The sequence below is a fragment of the Bacillus pumilus genome, assembly GCF_024498355.1.
GTDB lineage: Bacteria > Bacillota > Bacilli > Bacillales > Bacillaceae > Bacillus > Bacillus pumilus_P.
The window spans coordinates 2,166,861-2,191,289 of the sequence record NZ_CP101833.1 but is presented as its reverse complement, the minus strand read 5'-3'; the positions used below and the strand labels follow the sequence as shown (position 1 = coordinate 2,191,289).

The following is a 24,429-nucleotide window of genomic DNA, read 5'->3' as shown; positions in this document are numbered from 1 at the left end:
ACGCTTCATTTTTTGAGAGATCTTTAAAAGACTATATATTTCAATAAAAGCGAACGATATTGAACATTTATTTTAAAAATGTTAATGATTTTTCTGTTGCTCTTGATCCATTTCTAATGGTAGGATGTTGGTAAGTGATCTAGAAAATAAGTCACTCATTTTGATAGTATGTCCAATAAATGTGAAGAATATGAGCGGATGATGGTATGGGGAGAGACTTGGCGGTTATTTTGCACTGGCAGGCGCCGAAGGAGCAAGCTGAATTGATTCAGTGAATCTCTCAGGCAAAAGTACTCTTACCGGACGCAACTCTGGAGAGTGTTTGCTCATTGTTTTTTTAGCAAACCACCAAAGGGGAAAACGCACAATGATGTTGTGCTGTAAACTTTCAGGTGCAAGGACAGAGACTTCTTTTTGATAAAAAGGGAGCTCTCTGTCCTTTTTTGCTGTGATTTTTTCTGAAAATTCAGCTTGTGATCTGCACTGTAAGAAAAAAGGGGGAAACGATTGATGTTGAAACGAACACCGCTTTTTCATGCGTATGAAACGTTTGGCGCAAAAACCATTGACTTCGGGGGCTGGGAATTACCTGTCCAATTTTCTTCCATTAAAGAAGAACATGAAGCTGTTCGAACAAAAGCAGGGCTTTTTGATGTGTCTCACATGGGTGAGGTGGAAGTCAAAGGTCAAGATGCCCTTCCTTTTTTACAAAAGCTATTAACCAATGATCTGTCTAAGCTGACGGATGGTAAGGCACTATATACAGCCATGTGTTATGAAGATGGCGGGACTGTGGATGACCTGCTCGTCTATCAAAAAGAAAAGAACAACTATTTGCTTGTCATTAATGCATCAAATATCGAAAAAGATGTGGATTGGCTGCTCAAGCATCAAGGTGAAGATGACGTATTGATCAAAAACGTCTCTGATCAAATCGCCTTGCTAGCACTTCAAGGACCTCTTGCTGCTGACATCATCAAGGATGTGGCGGACGAAGAGGTGACATCTCTCAAGCCATTTACGTTTTTATCACAAGCTGAGGTCGCTCAAAAAGAGGTGCTTGTTTCAAGAACTGGCTACACAGGAGAAGACGGCTTTGAAATCTACTGCCAGTCAGAAGATGCCGTTCACATTTGGTCGGCTTTATTAAAAGCGGGCCAGCCTAAAGGGTTAATGCCGTGCGGGCTCGGTGCACGTGACACCTTGAGATTTGAAGCAAGACTTCCGCTTTATGGTCAGGAGCTCACAAAGGATATTTCCCCATTAGAGGGCGGGATTGGTTTTGCTGTGAAAATGGATAAAGAAGCTAATTTTATTGGGAAAGAAGCGCTCAAAAAGCAAAAAGAAGAAGGAGCGAAGCGGAAGCTTGTCGGCATTGAAATGATTGATAAAGGGATTCCGCGTACAGACTATCCGGTCTTTTCAGGAGAGAAGCAGATTGGAATTGTCACAACGGGTACACAATCTCCAACGTTAAAGAAAAATATCGGGCTTGCTTTGATCGAAACATCAGAGGCGCAGCTTCAGGCAGAGGTGGAAGTACAAGTTCGTAAAAAACGTCTAAAAGCCAAAATCGTCGCCACACCATTTTATAAAAGAGCCAAATAACGAGGGGGAATAGAGGATGAAGCACAGGTATTTGCCGCAAACAGAGCAAGATCAAAAAGAAATGCTGGATGTCATCGGCGTTCAGTCGATTGATGAGCTTTTTTCAGATATCCCAGAGAAAGTACGATTCAAAGGGGCATACAACATCAAAGAAGCCGCATCTGAAACAGAGCTTGTGCGGGAATTATCTCGCTTAGCTGCAAAGAATAAGGATACTGTTTCCTATGCATCGTTTCTTGGTGCTGGTGTGTATGATCATTATCAGCCTGTCATTGTCGATCACGTCATCTCACGCTCTGAATTTTATACAGCGTATACACCTTATCAGCCCGAGATTTCACAAGGTGAATTGCAAGCCATCTTTGAGTTTCAAACGATGATCGCTGAGCTGACCGGCATGGATCTTGCCAACTCCTCGATGTATGATGGCGGAACCGCATTAGCTGAAGCGGCGATGCTGGCTGCAGGACATACAAAGAAAAAGAAAATTGTTGTCTCTGAATCGGTTCACCCTGAATCAAGAGCAGTGCTGAAAACATATGCCAAAGGACAGCATATTGAAGTAGTTGAGGTACCTGCGCGAAAAGGGCAGACGGATGTAGCGGCATTAGAAGAGGCCGTCTGCGACGAAACAGCAGCTGTTCTTGTACAATATCCAAACTTTTTCGGTGTAGTCGAACCGTTAAAAGAGATTGAACCGATTGCACATAAAGGAAAGAGCCTGTTCATTGTCTCAAGTAATCCGCTTGCACTCGGTTTACTGACGCCGCCAGGAAAACTGGGGGCAGATATTGTTGTTGGTGATGCACAGCCGTTTGGCATTCCGGCTGCATTTGGCGGACCTCATTGCGGGTATTTTGCCGTGACGAAAAAATTAATGCGAAAAGTTCCAGGGCGTTTAGTCGGGCAGACAGAAGACGAAAATGGTGTTCGTGGGTTTGTGCTGACCCTTCAAGCGCGTGAACAGCACATTCGAAGAGACAAAGCGACGTCAAATATTTGTTCGAATCAGGCATTAAATGCGTTAGCCGCTTCTGTTGCGATGACGGCACTTGGAAAGACAGGCATAAAAGAAATCGCCTATCAAAACGTGCAAAAAGCCCATTATGCCAAGACGCAGGCGGAAAAACATGGGCTTCAGGCTGATGTAGAAGGAGCCCATTTTAATGAATTTGTGATCAAGTTAAATGAGCCTGTGAAAGAAGTCAATAAACGATTGCTTGAAAAAGGGATCATCGGCGGCTATGACTTAGGGATAGACTACCCAGAGCTTCAGCAGCACATGCTTGTAGCCGTGACAGAGCTAAGAACAAAAGAAGAAATCGATACGTTCATCAAGGAATTGGGGGATCGCCATGAATAAACAAGATCAGCCGCTTATTTTTGAATTATCCAAAGAAGGAAGAATTGGTTATAGCCTGCCTGATTTAGATGTACCTGAACAGGAGCTCCCGGCTTTATTTGATGAAACGTACATTCGTCATGAGGATGCTGAGCTTCCGGAAGTATCTGAGCTTGATATCATGCGTCATTATACGGCACTATCAAGACGTAATCATGGAGTTGATTCAGGATTTTACCCTCTTGGCTCTTGTACGATGAAATATAACCCAAAGATTAACGAAAAGGTTGCACGCCTTGCAGGCTTCTCGCAAATTCATCCACTTCAAGAAGCAGACACTGTGCAAGGAGCATTAGAATTACTTTATGACCTAGGCGACCATCTTGAAGAAATCACAGGAATGGACGCAGTGACATTACAGCCTGCGGCAGGTGCACATGGCGAATGGACGGGGCTCATGATGATTCGTGCGTACCATGAAGCAAGAGGAGATCATAAGCGAACAAAAGTCATCGTGCCGGATTCTGCTCATGGAACGAATCCGGCATCTGCGACAGTGGCTGGGTTTGAAACGATTACCGTTGCATCTGATGAAAATGGGCTTGTTGATTTAGAGGATTTACGCCGTGTTGTGAATGAAGAAACAGCGGCTCTTATGCTGACAAACCCGAATACACTCGGCCTTTTTGAAGAAAACATTTTAGAAATGGCTGAAATCGTTCACGGAGCTGGCGGTAAGCTTTATTATGACGGAGCGAATTTGAATGCTGTTTTAAGCAGAGCAAGACCAGGGGATATGGGATTTGATGTGGTTCACTTAAATCTTCATAAAACCTTTACAGGTCCACACGGAGGCGGAGGTCCTGGTTCAGGTCCAGTTGGAGTGAAAAAGGATTTGATTCCGTACTTGCCAAAGCCAGTACTTGTGAAGAAGGAAGGTCGTTTTTATTTTGATGATGATCGTCCACAATCAATTGGACGCGTCAAGCCGTTCTATGGCAACTTTGGCATTAACGTCAGGGCATATGCGTACATCCGCTCAATGGGTCCAGACGGCTTAAAGGCTGTAACAGATAATGCTGTGTTAAATGCGAACTATATGATGCGCCGCTTATGTGCTCATTACGATTTACCATTTGATCGTCACTGTAAGCATGAATTTGTCCTTTCAGGTAAACGTCAGAAGAAACTAGGTGTGAGGACACTTGATATTGCCAAACGATTACTTGATTTTGGCTATCATCCGCCAACGATCTACTTCCCGCTGAATGTAGAGGAATGTATCATGATTGAACCAACTGAAACAGAATCAAAAGAAACACTTGATGCATTCATTGAAGCGATGATTCAAATTGCAAAAGAAGCAGAAGAGAATCCAGAAGTGGTGCAGGAAGCGCCGCATACAACGGTTGTCAAACGAATGGACGAAACAAAGGCTGCGCGGAATCCAGTTCTTGTTTTTGAGAGAAAATAAAAAAGACTCAAAGGGGGCGGCTAGCTCCCAGAGTCTTTTTTGTTAGTTTTTCGTTTTGATGCGGCCGCCCCATTTTTTAAAGCCGCCCTTTAAATTATAAATCTCACGACATCCGTTTTTACGTAAAGTTTGGGCTGCTTTCCCGCTTCTCAAATTATTTTGGCAATAGAGATAAACAGGCTTGTCAGGACGTATTTCATTTTTTCGCTGCTTTAATTGTGAAAGGGGGATGTTTCTTGCCCCTAAAATATGTCCGCCTTCAAACTCATTTGGCTCTCTCACGTCAATGAGTTGAGCTTTGCGGTAACCTTTAATGAATTCTTCTTCCGTCAGCGTTTTCATAATGCGCTGCTGATAAATGTAACTGCCGATGGAATAAAGAACGAAAAGTCCACAAAGTGAGAGGACGATATAGTTGAATATTGGCAATACGACTCGACTCCTTCTTGAGCATCAGCACAGTGGCCTGTCTGATGGTACGGTTTAGACAAATACTATTATAGTAAAGCAAAAGAAACTTGTCATCATAAATGGTCAGAATTATTTTCAATTCCTTCCCTATTTGATAGACTGATGAAGAGAGAAAACCGGTGGTCACCGCCATCATCTAATATTGACTACGTAAAAGAGAAGGGATTTTTATATGCAAAAAGAGAAATGGTGTTTCATTGATACAGGAAACCAGGACCCAGCCTTTAACATGGCAATGGACGAAGCCTTGCTTTATTGGCATAGTGAGAAGCTTATCCCGCCTGTGATCCGTTTTTATGGATGGGATCCGGCAACATTGTCTGTTGGGTATTTTCAGCATGTTGAAAAAGAAATCAACATGGAAGCAGTCAAGCGCTATGGTCTCGGATTTGTCCGCAGACCAACAGGAGGGCGGGGGGTTCTTCATGATCAGGAACTGACCTACAGCGTCATTGTGTCAGAGGAGCATCCAGAAATGCCAGCGACAGTGACAGAGGCGTACCGCGTCATTTCAGAAGGCATTTTAGAGGGCTTTAAAGAACTGGGACTTGATGCGTATTTTGCCATTCCTCGTACAGAAAAAGAAAAGGAAAGCTTAAAAAACCCAAGATCGTCTGTATGCTTTGATGCCCCTTCGTGGTACGAGCTTGTCGTAGAAGGCAGAAAAGTGGCAGGCAGTGCTCAAACGAGACAAAAAGGTGTGATCCTTCAGCATGGCTCAATCTTAATTGACCTTGATGAGGACAAATTGTTCGATTTGTTTCTTTATCCAAACGACCGGGTAAGAGAGCGGATGCAGCGCAGCTTTAAAAACAAGGCGGTAGCAATCAATGAAATTTCAGATCGAACATGTACATTAGACGATGCACGTGTGGCGTTTAAACGAGGGTTTGAAAAAGGATTAAATATCGAGCTTGTGCCTTATGAACTGACAGATGAAGAATTAGCGTTTGTCCACCATCTCGCCAAAACGAAATATGCCTCAGATGATTGGAATTACAAGCGTTAAGACGATGGACACTTCTTGTTTTTTAATGGGCGATGGTGTAGAATTGTTATGATTATTAAGTAAAGGTGCATTTTGGAGGGGTTTTATGACTACACCTAGTATGGAAGATTATATTGAACAAATTTATATGCTGATAGAAGAAAAAGGATATGCCAGAGTCTCTGATATTGCAGAAGCCCTCGCTGTCCATCCCTCCTCTGTAACAAAAATGGTTCAGAAGCTAGATAAAGATGAATACCTTATTTATGAGAAATATCGTGGTCTGATTTTAACCCCGAAAGGCAAAAAAATTGGAAAACGTCTCGTATACAGACATGAACTGCTAGAGCAATTTTTAAGAATCATTGGTGTAGATGAAGAGAAAATTTATGATGATGTAGAAGGCATTGAGCATCATCTCAGCTGGAACAGCATTGACCGCATCGGCGATCTTGTTCAATTCTTTGAAGAAAACGACGAGCGATCTGTACAGCTGAAAGCGATTCAAAAGAAAAACGAACAAACAAATCAAGAATCTTAAGAAAAAGGGACACCCTCAGTATGGGTGTCCTTTCAGATTGTTGACAAAGGGCTAAAATGATCTTTATTTTAGCCCTTTGTCTTCTTTTCAGCATGATAGAAAACCTTTGCAGTCTAGGAAGGACGAGTACCGGAGCGGAGCGAATTTGACATTCGTGAGCACCGGCACGCAGGACTGACAAAGAATGCGAGGGTTTGTCTACACGCTGAAAGGGACACCCTCAGTATGGGTGTCCTTTTTGAATAAAGTTCTAATTGAAAGCAAATGCTCCTACACTATTAATAGTGTGAGATAAAAAGGGGGCTCCTTAATGAAGATAGATGGTGTGTTCTCAGGTGGAGGCATTAAGGGTGCAGCGCTTGCAGGTGCTTATGAGGCGCTTGAAGCGAGAGGATTTCAATTTGTCCGCCTTGCTGGTACAAGTGCTGGAGCGATCATTGCTTCACTCATCGCAGCAGGTTTTACGAGTCAGGAGATTCGGGAGCTTTTAGATGAAATGGATGAACATCAATTGCTTGACCGAAGGTGTCAATTCATCCCGTTTAAAATGCTCAGATGGGTATCCATTTATTGGCGTCTTGGTCTTTACAAAGGAGACCGGCTGGAAAAATGGCTCACAGATGTTTTAAAACGAAAAGGGGTTACCGTATTTGGGGATCTCAAAAAAGATTCGCTCAAAATCGTCGCTTCTGATTTAACAAATGGAAGAATCCTCGTCCTGCCAGACGACCTTCCTTCTTATGGATTAAATCCAGAACGGTTTTCCGTTGCACGTGCCATTCGCATGAGCTGCAGCCTGCCATATTTTTTCGAGCCAGTCAAACTAAAGTCTTCAAAAGGCATTTGTACCATTGTTGATGGCGGAGTCCTCAGCAACTTCCCGATTTGGTTATTTGCTGAAGAGAAAAAAAGACCGTTTGTTGGTGTTACGTTAACCCCAAACGAAAAAGAACGCCCTCAACACTCCATCCGCAATGCGTTTGAACTGTTTGGCGCTCTTTTTGAAACGATGCGTGGTGCTCATGATGAAAGACATATCGCCACAAAACACGAACGTCATATTATTTTTATTCCTGTAGAACACGTTATTGCCACTGATTTTCATCTCATGACAGAAAAGAAAAGGGCGCTCGTCGATCTAGGTAGACAGAAGGCCGAGCAATTTTTAAAAAGCTGGACATTTTAAAATAAGGCGCGATTCTTCTTTTTGTTTTTCTTGCCTTCAATCACAGTTAATTGTGTTTGGCTTTTCTTTTTGAGAAGGACGGGCTTAGACTTGTGGTCAGTCGGCACGCTTCGCAAATGAGTGACCCGATTTTTCATCTGGCTTTTCGTTTTTGGTTTAGGCTGCTGCTGGTAGCGACGTTTTGATTGTTTGACTGCTTTACGATAAAGATTTCCTTCTGTTCCAATTCTTCGATTCATCAGCCATCTAAATAGGAAAAACACAACCGCTCCAATGATCACAACTGATAGCAGCATCGTAAAGAGTCTGCCTGGGTTCGTTGTGAGTAAATACACAAATCCCAAAACACCTAAAGCGAAAATAATGGTAAAAGCAGGATGTACTCGGCGATTCATAACTGTCCACCTCCGAAGGAATTTACCGGATTTATAAGTTAGATCACTTGATGAGCAGAATCTGACGCTTGTTTCTCAGACGCTTCCTCTAAACGAAGAAGTTCATTAAAACTTGCAATGGCTACCTCGACTTGATCGTCAGAGGGTTCTTTTGTTGTGAGCAATTGCAGCCAAAGGCCAGGATAGCCAAGCACTTTTAGCACAGGCACTTCTCGGAGCTTGTTCGTGAGCTGCAAGACTTCAAAAGAAATGCCCAGAACAACCGGAATGAGCGCCAAGCGGTTCAGAACTCTCACCCATAAAGGATCTGTCGGTACGAGTAAATAGACGAACATTCCGACAATGACAGTGAATAAAATAAAGCTGCTGCCGCATCGATAATGCAGCCGGGATTGGCTTTGGACATTTTCCACTGTGATGTCAAGATTCTGTTCATAGCAGTTTATGACTTTATGTTCTGCCCCATGATATTGAAATACCCTTTTAATTAAAGGGGTCATGGAAATAAAGTAAATATAGCCTAATAACAGGATCAATTTAAAGAATGTTTCAACTGCGATTTGTGCGAAATTTCCAGAAAACACAGGCCGCACAAGCTCAGCTAAAAAGACAGGTACTAGGGTAAAGACAAATTTACTAAAAAGAAGAGAGAGAACTCCGATCACAGCAATGCCGAAGATCATCGATAATTTCGAGCCTTTTTGTTCTTTTTCAAGAGAATGATCTTCAGAAGGATCTAAGTCATAGCGCTCACTGGAGAAGTTTAAGTGCTTACTGCCGTTTGCGCTTGCTTCAACAAGTGCAGCAACACCCCTGACAAATGGGATTTTCTTGAGAATGGCGGTTCGTTTATTGGATGTCCGGGGAAGCTTCAAAAATTCAATGGACTGATCCTTACGCCGAATCGCTGTCACATAGTTCTTTTTACCTCCGAACATGACACCTTCGACAACTGCCTGCCCTCCATATGCTGGAGATTTTGTTTGATTGGACATATTTCATCAACCTGCCTGTTTCCTGTAATTTACATGCATTTCCTTATACCTTTATTGTACAGGAAATGAGGGGAAATCACTAGCTCACAGGTCGATTATCTACTAGAATTCTATCTACCTCTTTTTAGCCAGTATACCCTGTTATAAAAAATTTACACTCATGCATGGAAATCCTTTTTTTTCATGACATATTGGACATACTACTTGCTGGAGGTGTTCATATGAAACGTGATGAAAAGAAAAAACAAGAAGAAAAAAATCAGTCAGTGCAAACGTCATCGCTCGTGGCAAGAGCAGCTGCTACTGGCTTTGTTGGCGGTGTTTTTTGGGGCTTTATCGGATTTCTGACCCATATGTTTCATTTTTCAGAGGTGAGTCCGAATATGCTGCTTCAGCCTTTTGTGCTCGGAGAATGGAAAAAGGGCGGACTTGGCACTTTTATTAGTATTGTGCTTTTAGGCCTTTTATCTATTGGAGCGGCCTTTATTTATTACGGGCTTTTAAAACGGATCAAAGGTTTTTGGGTGGGGCTGATTTATGGGGGGCTATTATGGTTGCTTGTTTTTTATGTATTTAATCCTATTTTCCCAGATGTGAAGCAAGTGCAAGATTTGCAGCAAAGCACCATTGTGACGACATTTTGCATATATATTTTATATGGCATGTTTATTGGATACAGTATTTCGTTTGAATACAATGAATTAACGAGTCAGAAGCTAGCGAGGGCACTCGGGAAAAAGACAGAATAAAGTGTAAATCACCCATTCATATGATAAAATATTTTTGGAAACGAAAGGTTTCTAAGGAAAAAGAAACAGATATCGATATAGATTGAATTAGGGTGAAGGAGTGGTCATATGCCTCATTTTCTTATGCTGAATGGACCCAACTTAAATAGGCTCGGCAAGAGAGAGCCTGCTGTTTACGGAAGTAAAACGCTGACGGATTTAGAAACGGATTTGTTTCAGTTCGCAGAAAGAGCAAATATCCAACTAACGTTCTTTCAATCGAATCACGAAGGGGATCTGATCGATGCGCTCCACGAAGCAGAGGATCAGTACGATGGCGTCGTGTTTAACCCGGGGGCTTTTACCCACTATAGTTACGCGCTGAGAGATGCCATTGCAAGTATTTCTTTACCTGTCATCGAAGTACATATCTCAAATGTTCATAAGAGAGAGGAATTCCGTCATCATTCTGTACTTGCTCCAGTATGCCAAGGGCAAATCGTTGGTCTTGGTTTAGAAGGGTATAAATTGGCGATTCGTTATTTAGTCAGTGAAGGGGGAGCGGTATTATGAAGCTTGAAAAACTAAGAAAACTTTTAACCGAATTAGAGATTGATGGTCTTGTGATTACGAGCAGCTTTAATTTGCAGTACATGACCAGCTTTACTGGATCAGCCGGTCTTGCAGTCGTTTCAAAGGATCGAGCGGCCTTTATTACGGATTTTCGCTACACAGAACAAGCCAAGGATCAAGTGAAAGGCTATGACATCATTGAACATAAAGGGAACATTGTGGAAACAGCTGCTCAAACGGCAAGGGAGTTTGGGGTAAAACGACTTGGGTTTGAACAAAACCATATGACATTTGCCACTTATCAGCAGTATGCTGAAAAAGCAGACGGTATCGAGCTTGTTCCTGTCTCAGAATCAGTTGAAAAGTTGCGCTTGATTAAGTCTAGTGAAGAGATTAAGATATTAGAGGAAGCTGCGAAGATTGCAGATCACGCCTTCGATCATATTCTCACTTACATCAAGCCGGGCCTGACAGAAATTGCGGTCATGAACGAGCTTGAATTTTTCATGAGAAAAGAAGGTGCTGAAGGATCTTCATTCGATATGATTGTCGCCTCAGGTGTTCGTTCAAGCCTGCCACACGGGAGAGCGAGTGAAAAGGTGATTGAATCTGGTGATTTGGTTACACTTGATTTCGGAGCCTACTATAAAGGCTATTGTTCTGATATGACAAGAACGATTGCCGTCGGAACACCAAGCGACAAGCTAAAGGAAATTTATCATATCGTATTAGAAGCAGAAAACGCTGGTGTGGATAGAATCAAGCCGGGCTTAACAGGAAAAGAAGCTGATCGCATCACACGAGACATCATTGAAAAGTATGGCTACGGTCAATACTTCGGGCATTCAACTGGGCACGGGCTTGGTATGGAAGTACATGAAGCGCCGGGCCTTTCCTCACGCTCAGAGGTCGTGTTAGAAGAGGGAATGGTTGTAACAGTTGAGCCAGGAATTTACTTGCCGGATGTCGGCGGCGTGAGAATTGAGGATGATATTGTCCTGACAGCTGACGGCAATAAACGATTGACCCACTCACCGAAAGAACTTATCATATTATGATGGTGAAATGTAGGAGGATGACAAAATGATTTCAGTAAATGATTTTCGTACAGGCCTGACAATTGAAGTGGACGGCGGTATTTGGCGTGTAGTGGATTTCCAACACGTAAAACCAGGGAAAGGCGCAGCATTTGTTCGTTCTAAACTGCGTAACCTACGTACGGGTGCTATTCAAGAAAAAACATTCCGTGCAGGTGAAAAAGTAGCGAAAGCTCAAATTGAAACAAAAACAATGCAATACTTGTATGCAAATGGCGACCAGCATGTATTCATGGATACAAGCTCATACGAGCAGCTTGAACTAAGTGAAACACAAATTAAAGATGAGCTGAAATACTTGCTTGAAAATATGTCAGTTCAAATCGTGATGTACGGTGCTGAAACCCTTGGAGTTGAACTTCCAAACACGGTAGAACTAGAAGTAGTAGAAACAGAGCCTGGTATTAAAGGTGACACAACATCAGGCGGATCAAAACCTGCGAAAACTGAAACTGGTTTAATCGTCAACGTTCCTTTCTTTGTGAACCAAGGAGATAAACTAGTGATTAATACATCTGACGGTTCATACGTTTCAAGAGCGTAATGAACAATAAAGACTGTAAACCTCGTGTTTACAGTCTCAGCGTGTAGACAAACCCTCGCATTCGGTGTCAGTCCTGCGCGCCGGTGCTCACGAATGTCAAATTCGCTCCGCTCCGGTGCTCGTCCTTCCTAGACTGCAAAGGTTTTCTATCACGCTGAAAAGAAGACAAAAGGCTAAAATCAAGGTCATTTTAGCCCTTTGTCATCAATCTGAGACTGTAAACCGCGTGTTTACAGTCTTTTTTTTGTTAGGAAAATATGTCTGCCTGTAAGAACGCCCTCACTCTATTCTCTCATCCAACTCTTCTACGTCTGAAAAACAAGACTACTTCCAGCTAGTCAAGCATATAGTGTAAAAAAAGCTGGAGGTTCTATATGAAACAATTTCTTTTCCCAGGCATACACCCATCAGTGGCTGCGATGGCAGGCATGAGGTTCTTATCTGCAACTATTGAACTGACGGCCGCCATCCTCATTTTGATCACAAATGATATACGCAAAGCGGTTGTCATCAATAGTATATTGGCGATCATCGGGCCGCTCATTTTTATTATCACGATGACGATTGGAATCTATCAAATGGCAGGGCAGTTATCCTATGCAAAGCTCGTGTTTATTTTCATTGGTGTCGTGTTTATTCTTGTTGGGATCTATAAGTGAAACTGCTTGGCATAATTAACGACTCGCATCATACATTTTAGAGAAGAAAAAAAGGAGGGGAATTCGTTGCGGAGTTTGTTGGATATTCTCCCGCACTCGATTGGACAAGAACTCAGGCTTCTAAAAGAGACAGAATGGGCGCAAATAGAAGAAATCCGCATTCGCACGGATCGTCCGATTGAATTGATGCAAGGCGGAAAACCGCGCTTTCTTTCCTACCACACAACAGGAGAAGATGCGTCTCAGCTATTAGGCAGGCTCAGCAATTACAGCATGTACACACTTGAGGAAGAATTAAAACAAGGCTATATCACCATATCTGGCGGACACAGGGTGGGTCTTGCAGGAAAGGTAATCGTTGAAAATGGATTCGTCAAAGGATTAAGAGATATTTCTTCATTTAATATTCGCATCGCAAAAGAAAAAATCGGGATTGCACTTCCCTTTCTTCCTTATCTATATGAACAAAATTGGTGCAATACACTTATCATTGGCCCTCCGCAAACAGGGAAAACGACATTGCTGCGTGATGTAGCGCGTCTTGCTAGTACAGGCACAAAAACAATTTCTCCTAGAAAAACAGGAATTATTGATGAACGCTCTGAAATTGCCGGGTGTATAAGAGGGGTGCCGCAGCATCATTTTGGGCACCGGGTTGATGTGCTTGATGCGTGTCCAAAGGCTGAGGGTTTGATGATGATGATTCGGTCCATGAGCCCAGAGGTCATCATTGTAGATGAAATAGGAAAAAGTGAGGATGTACAGGCACTTTTAGAAGCGATTCATGCCGGAGTCACCATTATCGTCTCAGCTCATGGGTATTCACTTGAAGATTTATATAAACGGCCATCATTTAAGCCGTTATGGCAGCTCCGTGTGTTTGATCGATATGTTGAATTAAATAGAAAAAATGGTCCCGGCACGATCGGACGGATGTATGACCAAGATGGAAAAGAGATGAAGTGGAGGCAGGGAGTGGACATATGTTAAAGCTCATTGGCGCTATTTTCATTGTCGCAGCCACGACATGGGGAGGATTTGAGTTTGCTAAACGGTACAGCGACCGGCCTAAGCAAATTCGGCAGCTCCGGTTTGCTCTCCAGTCTCTTGAAGCTGAAATCTTGTATGGTCAAACTCCTCTAGCGCGGGCAGCAGAGCAAATTGCGTCGCAAGTAGGCCCCCCAGTGAATCGGTTATTTGAACATTTTGCAGAAAAGCTCAAAGTCGGGACTTTTTCTGCACGGCATGCATGGAATGAAAGTTTGGAGGATGTTTGGAAAAAGACCGTTTTGAAAAAAGGCGAATATGAGGCGCTGAAGCACTTTGGAGAAACACTTGGTCAGCATGATGTCACTGCTCAGCAAAAGTATATCAAGCTAGCTTTAGGCCATTTGGAATCAGAGGAGAAGGAAGCTGAAATCGCCCAAGCGAAAAATGAGAAAATGGTCAGAAGCCTCGGATTTTTAAGCGGATTACTACTGATTCTTTTATTGATGTGAGAGGAAGGGAGTCGAGAGCATGGGCGTTGATGTAAACGTCATTTTTCAAATTGCGGGAGTAGGCATCGTCGTGGCCTTTCTTCATACGATTTTAGATCAAATGGGGAAAAAAGAGTATGCTCAGTGGGTGACGCTGCTTGGGTTTATCTACATTTTGTTTATGGTGGCAACCATTGTGGATGATTTGTTTAAGAAGATTAAAGCCGTATTTCTATTTCAAGGATAGGGGAGGGCTTACAAATCGAAATCATACAAATTGTTGGACTTGGTTTAATCGCTACTTTCTTAGCATTAATCGTCAAAGAACAAAAGCCAACCTTCGCCTTTATGCTTGTTGTGTTTACAGGGTGTGTGATTTTTCTTTATTTAATTGATCAAATCTATGCCATTATCTCAATGATTGAAAGAATTGCGGCAAGTGCCGGCGTCAATATGAAGTATGTTGAAACCATTTTAAAGATTATTGGCATTGCTTATATTGCGGAATTCGGCGCCCAGCTCACGAAGGATGCTGGACAAGGCGCCATTGCATCGAAAATAGAGCTTGGCGGTAAAATCCTCATCTTGGTCATGGCAGTCCCGATTTTAACAGTCATCATTGAGACCATCTTAGGCATGATTCCGTCTATGACTTAATTGAAAAGAGGTGATGACAATGAAACGAGTGACAGCTGTTATGGTACTTATGTTTTTCTTTTGGCTGATCGCTCCGCATGCAGGTGCAGAAGAAAATGTGCCTTTATCAAGTGAAGAACCAGTAGCAGAAGAAGTAGCGAATGGACAGGCTGATGCATTAGAGCTTCATTCCATTAGTGACTTTTGGGAAACCATATTGGACGAGTATGGCGGCTTTCTGCCAGAAAGCCAAAAAGGTACAGTGAAGGAAATGATTGATGGCGATAAAGAACTGTCTCCACAAACGTGGCTGAAAGCATTTGTTCATTATCTTTTTCATGAGGTTATTGCAAACGGAAAGCTCCTTGGAACACTGATTTTACTCACCATCTTTTGTTCGCTGTTGCAGCTTTTACAAAATGCTTTTGAGCAAAGCACCGTCAGTAAAGTCGCATATGCTCTCGTTTATATGGTGCTCATCATTATTGCACTCAACAGCTTTCATGTAGCGATTTCCTATGCAACAGAAGCCATTCAAACGATGACCAGTTTTATTCTTGCTCTTATTCCTCTTTTATTAGCACTCATTGCTTCATCAGGCGGGCTTGTCTCGGCCGGTTTCTTTCATCCCGTTATTTTATTTTTGATGAACACGAGCGGCGTTTTTATTCAGTATGTCGTCCTTCCGCTTATCTTTTTATCAGCGATATTGAGCATTGTCAGTACGCTGACCGAACAATACAAGGTCACTCAGCTTGCCCAGCTGTTAAGAAATGTAGCAATTGGCGGACTAGCCGTTTTTTTAACCGTTTTTCTCGGCGTCATTTCCGTGCAAGGTGCATCTGCTGCCATTACTGATGGCATCGCTCTTCGTACAGCCAAATTTATCACCGGAAATTTCATCCCTGTGCTTGGCAGAATGTTTACAGATGCGACGGATACAGTCATCAGCGCCTCTGTTTTGCTCAAAAATACGGTCGGCCTTGTAGGAGTCGCCATTTTGATTTCCATTGCAGCATTTCCGGCGATTAAGGTTCTGTCGCTTGCCCTTATATATAAACTTGCTGCTGCCATTCTTCAGCCTCTAGGGGGCGGACCGATCATTAGCTGTCTTGATGTCATTTCAAAAAGTGTTCTTTATATATTTGCCGCACTTGCTGTTGTGTCGCTCATGTTCTTTTTAAGCATTACCGTCATCATTACTGCTGGTAATCTGACCATGATGATGAAGTAAGGAGGGGGCACCTTTTGAGTTTTCTGACAGAATGGATCACAAGTATTATCCTATTTATCTTATTTGCGATTGTGATTGATCTTTTGCTTCCCAATTCAAGCATGCAAAAGTATGCCAAAATGGTCGTCAGCTTATTGTTGATCGTCGTCATGCTTAATCCCATTTTTGCCTTATTTCGGGCGGATCCTGACCAGATTTTCTCAGAATTAATGAAAGGAAAGGAAGAAGCACAGTCAGAAGAAATAAAAAATCAGATGAATTTAGAAAAAAAAGAAATACAAGCCTCTCAGCGTGCATATATTTTAAAGCAAATGGCTGTCCAACTAGAAAAAAGCGCAAAGGAGCCACTGGAGAAGGAGAGCTATGAAATGAAACACGTAGAAGTGTTGGCAGATGAGGAGCACCTTGATCAGAACATGGAGGCAGATCAATTTCGCATCAAAGCAGTCCTTTCCCCGCTCGCAGGTGATGCTGTAGAAACGGTGGCAAAGGTGGACATTGATCTCTCCAGACAAAAGGAGGAAAGCGCTGGATCGTCATCAAAAGAGATCGAGAGGATGAAAAAGACGCTTGCTGACATATGGAATACGAGTCCTGAACACATTGCGCTGAACATCGAGGGAGGTGACGCAGCAGATCATGAATAACAAGGACTGGAAACAAAAGCTGAAATCATTGTTCCAACCACCTGAAAAAGGTGAAGGGAAACCGAAATTAACAAAACACCATTACTTGCTGCTTGTATTCATTATCGGCGTGTCTTTCATGTTAGTCAGTCAGCTCCTGTCACCGCCATCAAACAAACAACAGGCTGCTGTTCCTGCTTCTAAAAAAACATCCTCCGAAGAACAGGAGGTATTCAAACCGGCATCCTCGGGTAAACCAAAGGACTCGATTGAGGACGTTGAGCAAGAATACGAAAATCAGCTGAAAGAAATTTTAGAGACGATCATTGGTGTTGAGGATGTATCCATTGTAGTGAATGTAGACGCGACTTCTTTAAAAGTGTTTGAAAAAAACAAATCAAATAAAAGCACAACGACCGAGGAAACAGATAAAGAAGGCGGCGTGCGAAGTGTCACGGATCAAACAAAGGAAGAAGAGATCGTCATCATCAAAAATGGCAATGAAGAAACACCTGTTGTTGTCCAAACGAAAAAACCAGAAATTCGAGGTGTCCTCGTTGTTGCTCAAGGAGTAGACAACGTTCAAATAAAGAAAACCATCATTGAAGCTGTTACACGAGTGCTTGATGTACCGAGCCATAGAGTGGCTGTTGCCCCTAAAAAAATCAAGGAGGATTCGGAATGATGTTAAAAAAACAAACGGTTTGGCTATTAACGATGCTAAGTTTAGTTGTCGTATTGAGTGTGTACTATATCATGTCGCCACAAGGTGAGAATGCAGTGACAGTAGAAGATATGAAATCAAAAGGAACTGAAGAGAAAAAGACCGAAACAGAAAAAGGGACTAACAAAGGAACAGAAAAAGGCTCAGGTGACAAGTCCACTGACAAAGAAACAAACGGCAAACAAGAGGATGTTGAAACAAGTGGTGAAGAAGGAAAGGCTGTTTCAGAGCAGACAGACGATGAACTTTTTACAACATACAGACTAGAGCTTGAAGATAAACGCAGCAAGCAGCGCGAAGAATTCAACGAAATCGTGTCAAGTGATGATGCAACAGCACAAGAAAAAAGTGAAGCCTATGATCAAATGACAGCTCTCAGTGAGGCAGAAGGAACAGAGCGTCAGCTTGAGACATTGATTAAAACGAAAGGATACAAAGATGCTCTAGTGAGTGCTGAAGGAGATAAAGTGAGCATCACGGTTCGTTCAGATAAAAAATCAAAGTCCCAAGCGGCAGATATTATTGATATGGTTACAAAAGAAATCAGAGGGCTTGATAACGTAGCTGTCACGTTTGAGCCATCCAACCAATAAAAAAATGAACAAACGTCCTTTGCCGAAAAGGGCGTTTTTTGATGCGGTTTGACGCCCTCTTCAAGGTACTCACGCGAGGTGTCTGATCACAATAGTAGTTGAATTCAACGAAATCCTCCTGTAAGATGGTTATAGTATGTACTTTTAGTACTAGCCTATAAAAAAAGATAAATCCATACATAGGGGTGCAAATCCATGTTAAAAATCGAAGAAATTCATGAACTGATTAAATTAATTGACGAATCTACAATTGATGAATTTACGTACGAAAACGAAGGTGCAAAAATCAAACTGAAGAAAAATAAAGAAGTCGTTCAGCAAGTTGCGGCACAAGCACCAGTGGCTCCTGTCCAAGCAGCTCCAGCTCAACAAGCTCCTAAAGCACAAGCTCCAGCTCAGACCGAAGCCCCTGCACAAGAGGCAACTGCGTCTGAAAATCTGCATAAAATCACATCCCCAATGGTTGGCACATTTTATGCTTCTTCTTCACCAGAAGCAGATCCATACGTGACAACAGGTTCTAAGGTGAAGGAAAACTCAGTTGTCTGTATCGTGGAAGCGATGAAACTGTTTAATGAAATCGAAGCAGAAGTAAAAGGTGAAATCGTCGAAGTATTAGCTGAAAACGGTCAGCTCGTAGAATTCGGACAACCCCTCTTTCTAGTGAAAGCAGAGTAAGGAGTACGATCATGATTAAAAAGCTATTAATTGCAAACAGAGGAGAAATCGCAGTTAGAATCATTCGCGCTTGCAAAGAGCTAGGAATTGAAACAGTTGCGGTATTTTCTGAAGCGGATCGCGATGCGCTGCATGTTCAAATGGCTGATGAAGCATATTGCATCGGACCGACTGCTTCAAAAGATAGTTATTTAAATGTCACAAACATTGTCAGTGTAGCAAAACTAACAGGTACAGATGCCATCCATCCAGGATACGGCTTCCTTGCTGAAAATGCAGACTTCGCAGAGCTTTGCGAGGAATGTAATGTCATCTTTGTTGGACCAACGGCGTCAGCGATTTCCAAAATGGGAACGAAAGATGTCGCAAGAGAAACAATGAAGCAGGCAGGAGTTCCGATTGTCCCTGGTTCTCAAGGAATTGTAAAAGATCTTGATGATGCCGTTTCAACAGCAGCAAGTATTGGGTATCCTGTTATTATTAAAGCAACTGCAGGCGGCGGTGGTAAAGGGATCCGCGTAGCTCGTACTGAAGAAGAGCTCATTAACGGTGTCAAAATCACGCAGCAGGAAGCAGCACAAAACTTTGGTAACCCAGGCGTCTATTTGGAGAAATTCATTGAAGACTTTAGACACGTGGAAATCCAAGTGCTTGCAGACAAGTATGGGAATACGATTCACTTAGGAGAGCGTGATTGCTCAATCCAAAGAAGAATGCAAAAGCTTCTTGAAGAAACACCATCACCAGCACTGAATGCAGACATCCGTGAGCAAATGGGTGAAGCAGCTGTGAAAGCAGCAGAAGCTGTTGAATACACAGGCGCTGGAACGGTTGAGTTCATTTATGATTATAATGAAGAGAAGTTCTACTTCATGGAAATGAATACTCGCATTCAAGTAGAGCATCCTGTTACGGAAATGGTCACAGGTGTTGACTTGATCAAAGAACAAATCATGGTTGCATCAGGTGAGAAGCTTTCTCTTACCCAGGAGGATGTCGTATATGCAGGCTGGGCAATTGAATGCCGTATTAACGCAGAGAACCCAGAGAAAAACTTCATGCCGTCAGCTGGTGAAATTAAAATGTATCTTCCGCCAGGCGGTCTAGGTGTACGTGTTGATTCTGCGGCTTATCCGGGCTATGTGATTCCACCATATTACGATAGCATGATTGCAAAAGTGATCACGTATGGTAAGACGAGAGAAGAAGCGATTGCGAAAATGAAACGTGCGCTTCAAGAATTCGTCATTGAAGGAGTCTACACAACAATTCCATTCCATCTCAGATTGCTCGAGCATGAAACATTTGTGAGTGGTAATTTTAATACGAAGTTTTTAGAAACGTATCAAATCATGAAATAATAACAGCTTTCGGAGGTGAATGATCGTGTCAGAAAACAATTTGCTTGAGATGAACCTTGATGAAGATCAATTGGGAAAAGTGCAAATTGCGCCAGAAGTGATTGAAGTCATTGCTGGGATCGCCGCTTCAGAGGTCGAAGGAATTGCCGAAATGCGCGGCAATTTCGCTGCTGATGTAGCAGAACGCTTTGGTAAGAAAAATCACCGTAAAGGTGTAAAAGTAGATGTCTCTGATGAAGGCATCACAATTGATGTATATTGTGTGGTTGAATTTGGCCTATCCATTCCAAAGGTATCCACTGCTGTTCAAGAAAATATCCGTCAAACCCTTTTGAACATGACTGCCTTAACGATTAATGAAATCAACATTCATGTCGTTGGCATTCAATTTGATACAAAAGCACCTGAGGGTGAAGTAGATCAAGAAGTGTAAAAAGGGTTCAAGTGAAACCAAGGAGGCATCGCCTCTTTGGTTTTTTAAAGCCCATTTTTGGGTAAGTTCCGAATATTGATTACGTCACGTGTTGATTTATTCGTTTTTCGCCACAGCCCGCATGGATCTTGGTGCGACCACGGTCAAAATATGTTATGATCTCTGTATGGCTTAACGACAAGCGGATAAAGTGGTTAAAGGAGTAAATAATGAAAAGAAGAACTGCAAGAGAAAAGGCGCTACAAACATTATTTCAAATTGATGTCAGCAATATTGATCCAAAAGAGGCCATTACACATGCGCTGGATGAACAAGAATCAGATCCTTTTTTCGAGGAACTGGTTTTCGGTGTGCTTGAACAAAAGGACAAGCTCGATGACATGATCTCGCAGCACCTTGTGAATTGGAAACTCGATCGTATTGCGAACGTAGATAGAGCCATTTTAAGGCTGTCTGTGTACGAAATGGTGTATCAAGATGACATCCCGGCTAGTGTTTCAATGAATGAAGCCATTGAACTGGCCAAATTATTCGGTGATGATAAAGCACCGAAATTTGTAAATGGTGTACTTTCAAACATTAAAAACGACCTAAAGCAGCAATAGGAGGATTCGACATGACAGCAACAATCATCGATGGGAAAGAAACAGCAAAAGAAAAGCGTGAACAATTAGCAAAAGAAGTAGAAGAGCTAAAACAAAAAGGAGTCACACCTGGTCTTGCCGTTATTCTAATCGGTGATGATCCGGCGTCACTTTCTTACGTACGCGGGAAGAAAAAAGCGGCAGAAGCAATGGGCATGCATTTTCAACTTGATCATTTAGATGCTTCTTTAACAGAAGAGGAATTGCTTCAGCTGATTGATCAGTACAATGCGAACGATCAATTCCACGGGATTCTTGTTCAACTTCCACTGCCGAAACACATTTCTGAAAAAGCCGTCATTGAACGTATTTCACCAGAGAAAGATGTAGATGGTTTTCATCCGTTAAATATCGGGAAAATGCTACTAGGGGAAGATACATTTCTTCCTTGTACACCTGCAGGTATTGTTGAACTGTTAAACAAAACAGGTGTCAATCTTTCTGGAAAAGAAGTGGTTGTTGTAGGACGAAGCAATATTGTCGGCAAACCAGTTGGACAATTACTGTTAAACGAACATGCAACCGTCACATACTGTCATTCAAGAACGGCCAATATTTCAGAACATACGTTAAAAGCGGACATTTTAGTTGTTGCCGTCGGTCGAGCAAACTTTATTAAAGCTGACCAAATTAAAGAAGGCGCTATTGTCATCGATGTAGGAGTCAATCGTTTAGATACTGGGAAGCTTGTAGGGGATGTTGATTTTGAAGAGGCGAAAGAAAAAGCTTCTTATATCACACCAGTCCCTGGCGGAGTCGGTCCAATGACGATTACGATGCTTGCACATAATACGGTTAAATCAGCAAAACGTACATTAGCATAAGCTTTATCCATTCATCCACCTGCATGCTGCCGGTGGATGAATGTGCGTTTTTGAAGAGGAGGAATACGTCATGAGTGAAAAAGCCTTTGTGACGGTCACAGCCCTTACAAAATACATAAAAAGAAAATTTGATGTGGACCCTCACTTAGAAGATATTTGGATCAAAGGTGAGTTATCCAATGTGAAGATTCATTCAAGAGGTCATGTTTACTTCACCTTGAAAGATGAAAACGCCCGCATGCAAGCTGTCATGTTCCAGCGCTCCGCTTCCAAGCTGCCTTTTTCACCAAAGAGCGGGATGAAAGTGTTTGTACGCGGCGGGATTCAAGTATATGAACCAAGCGGCAACTATCAATTATATGCTAAAGAAATGCAGCCTGATGGTGTTGGTGCTCTTCATCTTGCTTATGAAGAGCTGAAGAAAAAGCTAGCAAGTGAAGGCTTATTTGATGCGCGCTATAAAAAACCAATTCCTGAATATCCAGAAGTCGTTGGTGTGATTACATCCCCAACAGGAGCGGCTGTTCGAGATGTCATTACAACCATCAACCGGCGCTATCAGCAGGCCAAGATCATTGTGCTTCCGGCGTTAGTCCAAGGTGAAAATGCCACCCGTTCAATCGTTGAGCGGATCAAAGAAGCAAATGAAAAACAGATCTGCGATGTCTTGATTGTCGGAAGAGGAGGAGGTTCGATTGAAGAACTTTGGGCCTTTAATGAAGAAGCAGTCGCAAGAGCGATCTTCGCATCAGACATTCCAGTCATTTCTGCAGTTGGGCACGAAACGGACTTTACGATCAGTGATTTTACTGCAGACATGAGAGCACCCACACCAACAGGAGCAGCCGAGCTAGCTGTTCCAAGCACGGCCGATTTAATTGAACGAATCAAATCGATCGACATTCGGTTAACAAGGGCCGTAAAGAATCGAACTTCACAAGCGAAGGACCGTCTTGTGGCGCTTCAATCCTCTTATGCCTTCCGTTTTCCAAAGCGATTACAAGAGCAAAAAGAGCAGCAATTCGATATGGTATTTGATCGTTTTCAAAAACAGCTGACGAGACAAATTGAACAAAAACGCAGTCAGCTTGACCGCCAGACATACAGACTTAAACCGCTTCATCCAAAAGAGCAGCTGCTTCAGGCGAAAAAACGTCACGCCAATGAAACAGATCAACTCATCCGCAGTATGAATGTGCAAATGAAAACAATTCATTCGCAGTTCCAATCTGTTCTTGGTAAACTAAATGCATTAAATCCGCTTCAAGTGATGGAAAGAGGCTACAGTTTAGCCTATAAAGAAGATGCACTGATTAAAAGTGTGAACCAAGTAGATACGAAGGATCAGCTAACCATTACAATGAAGGATGGACGTCTTATTTGTGAGGTTATTGAGAAGGAGGGACAATCATCATGACAGAATCAAATAAACAAAAAGAAGAACAAATGACTTTTGAAGAGGCCATGAAAGGTCTTGAAGACATTGTTGGGAAGCTCGAAGAGGGAGATGTACCGCTTGAGCAAGCCATCCATTATTTCCAAGAAGGCATGGCACTTTCAAAGCTTTGTCATGAAAAATTACAGCATGTTGAAAAGCAAATGGATTTCATTTTAAAAGAGGACGGTGAGCTGGCTCCTTTTTCAGTAAAGGAGGCAGATGCTGGTGACAAGTAATTTAAATGATTTTTTGACAACACGAAAACAGGCAATCGAAGATTATTTATTTACATATGTTCAGGAATTGCATATTCCAGAAGACTTGAAATCCTCTATGCTTTATTCTTTAAAAGCAGGCGGAAAGAGGCTTCGTCCTGTCCTCGTCCTTGCTCTTTTAAATGCCTATGGAAAAAGTGAAAAAGATGGAATACCTGTTGGCTGCGCAGTGGAAATGATTCATACATATTCATTGATTCATGACGACCTTCCATGCATGGATGACGACGATCTTCGCAGAGGAAAGCCGACCAACCATAAAGTATATGGAGAAGCAACAGCGGTTCTTGCAGGCGATGCGCTTTTAACCGAAAGCTTCCGCCTGATTACATCGCAACTATCTGACAATATATCCGCTGATCAAAAGCTCAGAATTATAGATGAACTTGTGAAATCAGCAGGTGCGCTTGGAATGGTTGGCGGTCAATTTGATGATATGGAAGCAGAGCAAAAACAACAAATACCTCTTGCTGAATTAGAATCCATTCACGCCCGGAAAACAGGAAAGCTTCTGACCTTCAGCGTGGCAGCAGGTGCGATGCTGGCAGGTGCACCTGATGACGATATCGAAAACTTGAGAGAATTCAGCTATCATATTGGCATTGCTTTTCAAATCCGTGATGATATTTTAGATCTCGAAGGAAGCGAAGAAAAGATAGGAAAACGGGTCGGCTCCGATACAGCAAATGAAAAGTCAACATATCCTTCTTTATTAACGCTTTCAGGCGCAAAAGAAAAACTAAATGAACACATCACACGTGCAAAAGAAATTGTCTCAAATCTTACGTTAGAGCAGCAATTGTTGCATGATTTATGTGATCTGATTGCCTCAAGAGATCATTAAAAACAGCCTAGATTTGAGGGTCCTCGAGCAATTGTGGTAA

30 protein-coding genes and 2 riboswitches are annotated in these 24,429 nt (G+C 42.4%); of the genes, 27 read left to right on the top strand and 3 right to left on the bottom strand.

What is annotated here, in order from left to right:
- Positions 1–198: 198 nt before the first annotated feature.
- Positions 199–306: riboswitch (glycine riboswitch) on the top strand.
- A 3-nt stretch (positions 307–309) separates the two neighbouring features.
- Positions 310–406, top strand: a riboswitch (glycine riboswitch).
- Between the two features lie 104 nt (positions 407–510).
- Genes gcvT through gcvPB form a run of 3 tightly spaced genes read left to right on the top strand, consistent with a single transcriptional unit; the run spans position 511 to position 4,424 of the window.
- Positions 511–1,608 carry a glycine cleavage system aminomethyltransferase GcvT gene (gene gcvT, locus NPA43_RS11075; protein ID WP_099726663.1) on the top strand — a complete coding sequence of 366 codons (1,098 nt, stop codon included), beginning with the start codon at positions 511–513 and terminating at the stop codon, positions 1,606–1,608.
- Between the two features lie 16 nt (positions 1,609–1,624).
- Entirely contained in the window at positions 1,625–2,971 is a 1,347-nt protein-coding gene (gene gcvPA, locus NPA43_RS11070) for an aminomethyl-transferring glycine dehydrogenase subunit GcvPA (RefSeq protein ID WP_249705719.1), read from the top strand.
- Complete coding sequence (gene gcvPB / locus NPA43_RS11065; RefSeq protein WP_099726665.1) at positions 2,964–4,424, top strand: aminomethyl-transferring glycine dehydrogenase subunit GcvPB; 1,461 nt, start codon at positions 2,964–2,966, stop codon at positions 4,422–4,424. The genes gcvPA and gcvPB overlap by 8 nt, the downstream gene beginning before the upstream one ends.
- Before the next feature lie 42 nt (positions 4,425–4,466).
- On the opposite strand, the gene NPA43_RS11060 is transcribed toward gcvPB, so the two are convergent.
- Positions 4,467–4,847: a rhodanese-like domain-containing protein gene (locus tag NPA43_RS11060; RefSeq protein ID WP_099726786.1), complete on the bottom strand. Its 381-nt coding sequence runs from the start codon at positions 4,845–4,847 to the stop codon at positions 4,467–4,469.
- A gap of 220 nt (positions 4,848–5,067) precedes the next feature.
- On the opposite strand from NPA43_RS11060, the gene NPA43_RS11055 reads away from it, so the two are divergent.
- The 3 genes from NPA43_RS11055 to NPA43_RS11045 all read left to right on the top strand — a co-directional run bounded on the left by NPA43_RS11055 (position 5,068) and on the right by NPA43_RS11045 (position 7,610).
- Entirely contained in the window at positions 5,068–5,904 is an 837-nt protein-coding gene (locus NPA43_RS11055; protein WP_099726666.1) for a lipoate--protein ligase family protein, read from the top strand.
- Positions 5,905–5,989: 85 nt separating this feature from the next.
- Positions 5,990–6,424: a transcriptional regulator MntR gene (gene mntR / locus NPA43_RS11050; protein WP_003215946.1), complete on the top strand. Its 435-nt coding sequence runs from the start codon at positions 5,990–5,992 to the stop codon at positions 6,422–6,424.
- Positions 6,425–6,734: 310 nt separating this feature from the next.
- On the top strand, positions 6,735–7,610 hold the full coding sequence (locus NPA43_RS11045; RefSeq protein ID WP_099726667.1) for a patatin-like phospholipase family protein: 876 nt from the start codon (positions 6,735–6,737) through the stop codon (positions 7,608–7,610).
- Here NPA43_RS11045 and NPA43_RS11040 read toward each other — a convergent pair.
- Both NPA43_RS11040 and NPA43_RS11035 read right to left on the bottom strand, forming a co-directional pair.
- Positions 7,607–8,005 (bottom strand): SA1362 family protein, encoded by a 399-nt coding sequence (locus tag NPA43_RS11040; protein WP_099726668.1) that lies wholly within the window; start codon positions 8,003–8,005, stop codon positions 7,607–7,609. The two genes, NPA43_RS11045 and NPA43_RS11040, sit on opposite strands and share 4 nt — an antisense overlap.
- 38 nt (positions 8,006–8,043) lie before the next feature.
- Positions 8,044–9,000 carry a DUF1385 domain-containing protein gene (locus NPA43_RS11035; RefSeq protein ID WP_249705717.1) on the bottom strand — a complete coding sequence of 319 codons (957 nt, stop codon included), beginning with the start codon at positions 8,998–9,000 and terminating at the stop codon, positions 8,044–8,046.
- 221 nt (positions 9,001–9,221) lie between these two features.
- Here NPA43_RS11035 and NPA43_RS11030 point away from each other — a divergent pair, with 221 nt between their 5' ends.
- The 21 genes from NPA43_RS11030 to NPA43_RS10930 all read left to right on the top strand — a co-directional run bounded on the left by NPA43_RS11030 (position 9,222) and on the right by NPA43_RS10930 (position 24,389).
- Complete coding sequence (locus NPA43_RS11030; protein WP_099726670.1) at positions 9,222–9,749, top strand: YqhR family membrane protein; 528 nt, start codon at positions 9,222–9,224, stop codon at positions 9,747–9,749.
- Between the two features lie 108 nt (positions 9,750–9,857).
- Positions 9,858–10,301: a type II 3-dehydroquinate dehydratase gene (aroQ, locus tag NPA43_RS11025; protein WP_256498808.1), complete on the top strand. Its 444-nt coding sequence runs from the start codon at positions 9,858–9,860 to the stop codon at positions 10,299–10,301.
- Positions 10,298–11,359 carry a M24 family metallopeptidase gene (locus tag NPA43_RS11020; protein WP_249705716.1) on the top strand — a complete coding sequence of 354 codons (1,062 nt, stop codon included), beginning with the start codon at positions 10,298–10,300 and terminating at the stop codon, positions 11,357–11,359. The genes aroQ and NPA43_RS11020 overlap by 4 nt, the downstream gene beginning before the upstream one ends.
- A gap of 25 nt (positions 11,360–11,384) precedes the next feature.
- The gene (gene efp / locus NPA43_RS11015; protein WP_012010541.1) at positions 11,385–11,942 is read left to right on the top strand and encodes an elongation factor P; all 558 of its coding nucleotides are present in this window, start codon (positions 11,385–11,387) and stop codon (positions 11,940–11,942) included.
- Between the two features lie 374 nt (positions 11,943–12,316).
- Positions 12,317–12,601: a YqhV family protein gene (locus NPA43_RS11010; protein WP_099726673.1), complete on the top strand. Its 285-nt coding sequence runs from the start codon at positions 12,317–12,319 to the stop codon at positions 12,599–12,601.
- 66 nt (positions 12,602–12,667) lie between these two features.
- On the top strand, positions 12,668–13,591 hold the full coding sequence (spoIIIAA, locus tag NPA43_RS11005) for a stage III sporulation protein AA (RefSeq protein WP_230030379.1): 924 nt from the start codon (positions 12,668–12,670) through the stop codon (positions 13,589–13,591).
- Positions 13,585–14,100, top strand: coding sequence for a stage III sporulation protein SpoIIIAB (gene spoIIIAB / locus NPA43_RS11000; RefSeq protein WP_099726675.1), 516 nt, complete (start codon positions 13,585–13,587; stop codon positions 14,098–14,100). Before spoIIIAA ends, spoIIIAB begins: the two co-directional genes overlap by 7 nt.
- 19 nt (positions 14,101–14,119) lie before the next feature.
- Positions 14,120–14,326: a stage III sporulation protein AC gene (gene spoIIIAC, locus NPA43_RS10995; RefSeq protein WP_003153142.1), complete on the top strand. Its 207-nt coding sequence runs from the start codon at positions 14,120–14,122 to the stop codon at positions 14,324–14,326.
- Complete coding sequence (spoIIIAD, locus tag NPA43_RS10990; protein WP_099726676.1) at positions 14,323–14,736, top strand: stage III sporulation protein AD; 414 nt, start codon at positions 14,323–14,325, stop codon at positions 14,734–14,736. The genes spoIIIAC and spoIIIAD overlap by 4 nt, the downstream gene beginning before the upstream one ends.
- A 19-nt stretch (positions 14,737–14,755) precedes the next feature.
- Positions 14,756–15,949: a stage III sporulation protein AE gene (spoIIIAE, locus tag NPA43_RS10985; protein WP_256498775.1), complete on the top strand. Its 1,194-nt coding sequence runs from the start codon at positions 14,756–14,758 to the stop codon at positions 15,947–15,949.
- A 14-nt stretch (positions 15,950–15,963) separates the two neighbouring features.
- Positions 15,964–16,596: a stage III sporulation protein AF gene (gene spoIIIAF, locus NPA43_RS10980; protein ID WP_230030377.1), complete on the top strand. Its 633-nt coding sequence runs from the start codon at positions 15,964–15,966 to the stop codon at positions 16,594–16,596.
- Positions 16,589–17,260, top strand: a complete 672-nt coding sequence (gene spoIIIAG / locus NPA43_RS10975; protein WP_099726679.1) for a stage III sporulation protein AG — start codon at positions 16,589–16,591, stop codon at positions 17,258–17,260. Before spoIIIAF ends, spoIIIAG begins: the two co-directional genes overlap by 8 nt.
- A complete protein-coding gene (locus tag NPA43_RS10970; protein WP_256499677.1) occupies positions 17,260–17,892 on the top strand; it encodes a SpoIIIAH-like family protein in 633 nt (210 codons plus the stop codon). The genes spoIIIAG and NPA43_RS10970 overlap by 1 nt, the downstream gene beginning before the upstream one ends.
- A gap of 195 nt (positions 17,893–18,087) precedes the next feature.
- On the top strand, positions 18,088–18,570 hold the full coding sequence (gene accB / locus NPA43_RS10965) for an acetyl-CoA carboxylase biotin carboxyl carrier protein (RefSeq protein ID WP_019743732.1): 483 nt from the start codon (positions 18,088–18,090) through the stop codon (positions 18,568–18,570).
- Between the two features lie 11 nt (positions 18,571–18,581).
- Complete coding sequence (gene accC, locus NPA43_RS10960; RefSeq protein ID WP_230030375.1) at positions 18,582–19,931, top strand: acetyl-CoA carboxylase biotin carboxylase subunit; 1,350 nt, start codon at positions 18,582–18,584, stop codon at positions 19,929–19,931.
- 25 nt (positions 19,932–19,956) lie between these two features.
- Complete coding sequence (locus NPA43_RS10955) at positions 19,957–20,364, top strand: Asp23/Gls24 family envelope stress response protein (RefSeq protein ID WP_256498771.1); 408 nt, start codon at positions 19,957–19,959, stop codon at positions 20,362–20,364.
- Positions 20,365–20,573: 209 nt separating this feature from the next.
- Positions 20,574–20,969 carry a transcription antitermination factor NusB gene (nusB, locus tag NPA43_RS10950; protein ID WP_099726682.1) on the top strand — a complete coding sequence of 132 codons (396 nt, stop codon included), beginning with the start codon at positions 20,574–20,576 and terminating at the stop codon, positions 20,967–20,969.
- Positions 20,970–20,980: 11 nt separating this feature from the next.
- On the top strand, positions 20,981–21,832 hold the full coding sequence (gene folD, locus NPA43_RS10945) for a bifunctional methylenetetrahydrofolate dehydrogenase/methenyltetrahydrofolate cyclohydrolase FolD (RefSeq protein ID WP_099726683.1): 852 nt from the start codon (positions 20,981–20,983) through the stop codon (positions 21,830–21,832).
- Positions 21,833–21,902: 70 nt separating this feature from the next.
- Positions 21,903–23,249, top strand: a complete 1,347-nt coding sequence (xseA, locus tag NPA43_RS10940; protein ID WP_099726684.1) for an exodeoxyribonuclease VII large subunit — start codon at positions 21,903–21,905, stop codon at positions 23,247–23,249.
- Positions 23,246–23,506: an exodeoxyribonuclease VII small subunit gene (locus NPA43_RS10935; RefSeq protein ID WP_099726685.1), complete on the top strand. Its 261-nt coding sequence runs from the start codon at positions 23,246–23,248 to the stop codon at positions 23,504–23,506. The genes xseA and NPA43_RS10935 overlap by 4 nt, the downstream gene beginning before the upstream one ends.
- The gene (locus NPA43_RS10930) at positions 23,490–24,389 is read left to right on the top strand and encodes a polyprenyl synthetase family protein (protein ID WP_180275484.1); all 900 of its coding nucleotides are present in this window, start codon (positions 23,490–23,492) and stop codon (positions 24,387–24,389) included. The genes NPA43_RS10935 and NPA43_RS10930 overlap by 17 nt, the downstream gene beginning before the upstream one ends.
- Positions 24,390–24,429: the final 40 nt, after the last annotated feature.